General features: G+C 50.7%; 4 protein-coding genes. 3 read left to right on the top strand and 1 reads right to left on the bottom strand.

Annotation, left to right across the window (positions count from 1 at the left end):
• On the top strand, positions 1-1,191 hold a 1,191-nt coding region (locus tag B3P58_RS20100), incomplete at its 5' end, for a glycosyltransferase (protein WP_286720131.1).
• 110 nt (positions 1,192-1,301) lie between these two features.
• Here the strand turns inward: B3P58_RS20100 and B3P58_RS20095 are convergent.
• Positions 1,302-3,119 carry a 5'-nucleotidase C-terminal domain-containing protein gene (locus B3P58_RS20095; RefSeq protein WP_225692262.1) on the bottom strand — a complete coding sequence of 606 codons (1,818 nt, stop codon included), beginning with the start codon at positions 3,117-3,119 and terminating at the stop codon, positions 1,302-1,304.
• Between the two features lie 290 nt (positions 3,120-3,409).
• Here B3P58_RS20095 and B3P58_RS20090 point away from each other — a divergent pair, with 290 nt between their 5' ends.
• Together B3P58_RS20090 and B3P58_RS20085 are read left to right on the top strand one after the other, a co-directional pair.
• Positions 3,410-4,531: a putative solute-binding protein gene (locus B3P58_RS20090; RefSeq protein ID WP_222428579.1), complete on the top strand. Its 1,122-nt coding sequence runs from the start codon at positions 3,410-3,412 to the stop codon at positions 4,529-4,531.
• 143 nt (positions 4,532-4,674) lie between these two features.
• Positions 4,675-4,917, top strand: a 243-nt coding sequence (locus tag B3P58_RS20085) for a VF530 family protein (protein WP_286720127.1), incomplete at its 3' end; no start/stop codon positions are given.

Raw genomic sequence — 4,917 nt, 5'->3', positions numbered from 1 at the left:
GCGGGCAGCCGTATGCTGCAGCTGATTCAGGCGCTGCAGCAGGGTGGTTATACCGTGTACTATGGTTCACCGGCCGAGTTCAGTGAACATGCCACCGATTTACCTGCGCTGGATATTCAACCGCATAAACTGGCGCTGAACTGTTCGTCGTTCGATGACTTTATTCAACGGCTTAAACCCGATGCGGTGATGTTTGACCGCTTTATGATGGAAGAGCAATTCGGCTGGCGGGTGGAAAAATATTGCCCACAGGCGCTGCGTATTCTTGATACCGAAGACCTGCACTGTCTGCGCCATGCGCGCGCAGCGATGATTAAAGCCGACCCGCAACAGCCGGTGATTCAGCCACCGGCAGAATTTATGCACAGCGAGCTGGCCGTGCGCGAAATCGCTGCCATCCTGCGTTGTGATCTGAGCCTGATGATTTCTGAATTTGAAATGGACTGGCTGCAGTCACAATTTAATGTGCCGGCCACTCAGTTGTTGTATCTGCCCTTTATGCAGGCTGAAAAAAACACCGCACAGACGGTGCCGGATTTTTCCCGGCGTCAGCACTTTATCAGTATCGGTAACTTCCGCCATGAACCTAACTGGGATGCCGTGCGCTATTTAAAAGAATCGTTATGGCCGGCGATCCGCCAGCAACTCCCTCAGTCTGAGTTGCATATTTATGGCGCTTATCCGCCGCCTAAGGCCACCCAGCTGCATAATGCCCGTCAGGGTTTTCTGGTTAAAGGCTGGGCTGATGATGCGCAACAGGTAGTGCGTTCGGCGCGGGTGATGCTGGCACCATTACGCTTTGGTGCCGGATTAAAAGGCAAATTAATTGATGCCGCCGAATGCGGTACACCAGCGGTGACGACCGCCATTGGTGCTGAAGGTATGTATTCTCCGGGCTCTGAAGCGGCGCTGGTTGCCAATAGCGCTGAGGACTTTATTCAGCAGGCGGTGGCGTTGTATCAGGATGAAGCGCAGTGGCGGATTTTACAGGCTAACGGACTTAATCTGATTCGTTCACGTTTTTCTTTTGCTGAACATGCGCCGCGTTTGCAGCAGCGTCTGGCCGCTATCTGTAAGAATATTCAGGCCCACCGTCAGCAGCATTTTTACAGCATGATGCTGCGCCATCACAGCTTAAAAAGCACGCAGTATATGGCCCAGTGGATCGAAGCGAAAAACCGCATTCAGTAAAGTCAGTTGCAGATATAAAAAAACCGGCCGGGCATAATGCCGGGCCGGTGATCACAAGACCTTGTTAATAAGTGTGATCAGGCTGCAGATAATCTTCTTAGTACAAATACTCAGGGCGCAACGCTTACCGATTTAATGCAGTAATTGGCCGCATCCAGTGGCGGTAAAATATTGTTGGCCAGTACATCACGGAAATACTCAATTAAAGGTACAGCGTAGGCCACATCGGATTCTTCGAAAGCCGCCGGATTGGCCGCGCGCACATTGGCAAAGGTGTTATAGCCATCTTTACCCAGTGCGGTAAACGAGTTGGTAGCAACGGTGTAAGTTGCAGCCATATCAATATTGCTCCACACGCCTGTGGCACGGTTGCGCACTTCGACATTGTGAATACCGGTTCCGGCCGCAGCCCCCAGGGTTACGTCATAGCGCAGGTTGGATGAGTACGGGAAAGCACCGGTTGAACCGGAAACACCCTGTGCATAATCCAGACCTTCGTTCAGCACTTTCACAATATCGGCACCGCTCATATCAATGGTAACCACGGTATTGGAAAACGGCAGAATGGTGTAAGCATCGGCTACGGTGAAATTACCACTGGCCATTTCTGCACGTACACCGCCGGCATTCTGAATCGCAACATCAGCTTTCGGCAGATACTGCATAAACGCATCCGCTACAACCTGTGCCGCGTAACTGCCCGATGGCGTGTCACCATTATTAAATGGCTGTGGAATGCGGGTAAACGGCATTGTGTTGGTAACAGTGCCCAGTGACGCATTTTTAAAGGTTTCGAGTTCGGTTTTATAAGGCGCGAGAATATCTTCGATACGGCTGTCGGCAGCCATTTCGCGGATGGTTTTCAGATTCTGAATCGCGGCTTTAATCTGTGTTTGCTGTTCTGCGCTGGCATCCACCCAGGCATTGCTGTCATTTTTTACCTGATAAGGTGCGCCAACCAGCAATTCTAAATTACCGTTGATGGCGGTAATTTCGCCCTGTTTATCAAAGGAAACATTCATACGGCCAAGGCCCTTGGCATATTCCCAGGCCTGGGCAATATAAACCGGTTTACCGGCCGGGTTCATAATGACCGTCGGATATGCACCGTGAACATCAATCCCCATACTGCTCAGTTCGCCGCTGGAATCGAGAACATCATGGGTATCGCCACCGATAATAATATCCACATCGGTTACGCTGGCGGCGAGAATCTGGTCAAAGTCGTAACCCAGATGGCTCAGCACGATAATTTTATTCACGCCTTTCTGCTGCAGGCTGCTGACGTGCTCTTTTACCGAGGCAATTTCTTCATCAAACTCAACGGCGTCGGTAACCAGTGATGATTCACGGGTTTTCTCAACTTTTAATACACCGAGAATAGCAACCAGTTCGCCATCCACTTCTTTAATAACGTACGGCTGAATATCTGAACCGTATAACGGGCTGCTGCTGGTCGGGTGAATATTACCGCTGATCACCGGGAATTCGGCCATCTCAATCAGCTCGGCCAGACGGTTTTCGCCTTCATCAAATTCGTGGTTGCCCAGTTCGTAGGCATCCAGGCCAATAGCATTGAATACTTTAAAATCCACTTCGCCTTTAAACAGGCTGAAATACAGGGTGCCGTTTAATTCACCACTGTTCAGTACCAGAGTATTGTCATCGCGGTATGCGCTGATAGCACTGGCGATACGGGCAAAGCCACCCAGGTTAAGCCGTACATTTTCCGGCGCGCTGGTGGTGGTGTTGTAGTCCAGCTTCAGGTCGTAGGTCTGGCCTTCAAAGTAAGAATGATGATCGTTGGTGTGCAGGATCGTCAGGTCGATGGCTTTGGCTGAGTCTTTATTGTCGTCATCCTGACAACCGCTCAACAAGGTCACCAGACCCAGACTGCTGAGGGCAATAATACGGCTTAAAGGTTTCATGGCGGATCTCACAGGGTTACTGTTGGTTAATGTGTGCACAGATAAGGTGAGCCTAAGAGATAAGCATGACGTTTGGGTGTCAGTTTTATGATCTTGCTATGTATTTTGTCAGTTATTGTCAGGTTAGCCGGAATCAGCAGCATGTCCGGTTACGCCAAAAACAAGACCATCGTTTCTTTTTTTCACCTGCTGCTGACTGCAGCATCAGGCTACTATCGAGCATGCCGTGTCTGGCCGGATAAGTACTGCCAGGCAGCACAATAATAACAATTCAAAACGCAGGCCCTCCCATGATCCGATTTTTGCTGTTTTCTCTCGTGTTACTGACTGGCAGTGCGTATGCCGCACAATCCACCACCAGTTCCGCTGTTTCTGCAGAGGCTCTGCACCAAAAAGCAATGAATCCGGCGCTGACAGAACATGAACGCATTGATGCGATTAAGCAGCTGTATGGCAATACACTGGTTGATGGCAATATTCCGCCACGAACGGTTTGTGTCTGGGATATTCTTGGCCGCTCCGGGCCTATTTATGCGGCTGCACTGGATCAGCAGGCACGGATGCTGGATATGGGGGTGACCATTAATATGGAGGCCTATACCAATGAAGGGGTGCTGGCCGATGATCTGAAAGCCGGTCAGTGCGATGCCGCTTTATTTACCGGTATCCGCGCGCGTTTATTTAATAAATTTACCGGCACCATCGATGCGATTGGTGCGATTCCGTCATCAAAGCATATGAATATGCTGATGAAAGTACTGGTCAATCCGAAAAATGCACCGCGCATGGAAGAAGGCCAGTTTGTGGTAATGGGTTTTGCCCCTATGGGCGCGGCTTATATTTTCGTCAACGATAAGCAGATCAGCACGCTGGCGAAAGCGGCGGGTAAGCGCGTGGCGGTGATGGATTACGATCTGGTACAGGCGGAAATGATTCTGCAGCTGGGTGCCAATCCGGTGCCGACCAGCGTAGTCAGTGCCGGCAGTAAGTTTAATAACCGCGCCGTGGATGTATTACCTGCACCGCTGGTGGCTTATAACATTATGGAGTTATACCGCGGTATCGGCGATAAGGGCGGTATTGTGAATTATCCGTTCTCGCAGTTAACGCTGCAGTTAATTGGCCGTAAAGATAAATTTCCGACTGAAATTGCCCAGCTGGTGCGTGAGAATTTTTACAGCCGCTTTGCCGCTATTGAAAAAGAAGTAGAACGTCAGACTGGTGATGTGCCGGATAATCTGTGGATTGATATTTCAGCGGAAGACAAAGCCGAATACCAGCTGATGATGCAGCAGGCACGGATTGCCCTGCGTGACCGCGATTATTACGACGGTGATATGCTGACGCTGCAGCGTAAAATCCGCTGTAAATTTGAGCCTTCGCATTCGGAATGTGCGCAGCCGGTCGAGTAATTCTGACGGTTGCCAGCGACAGTCAGGGCGGTCGCTGGCAGTTACAGAGTGCAGATGATGGTGTCAGCTGTAACCTGTCGCTATGCGCTTCTTCCTCCATCTGCTAAGGTCGCGCCTTAAGTACGAACCCGGAAGAGAAAATCATGACCGATACCCCGCCTGCTACTCCATCTGCACCACGTAAAACCGACCATCTGCAGGGTGTTACGCTGGAAAATCTGCTCAACCAGCTGGTGGATCAGTACGGCTGGGCAACGCTCAGCGATCTGGTGCGTATCAACTGTTTCCGCTCCAATCCCAGCATCCGTTCCAGTCTTACCTTTCTGCGCCGCACTCCCTGGGCCAGAGCACAGGTGGAAGCGGTGTTTATCGGTTTTAAAGATGAG

This window comes from Thalassolituus sp. UBA2009, assembly GCF_002335285.1.
GTDB classification, from domain to species: domain Bacteria; phylum Pseudomonadota; class Gammaproteobacteria; order Pseudomonadales; family Oceanobacteraceae; genus Venatoribacter; species Venatoribacter alkanivorans.
The sequence above is the reverse complement of the archived record's forward strand: the minus strand, read 5'-3'. Positions and strand labels throughout refer to the sequence as shown.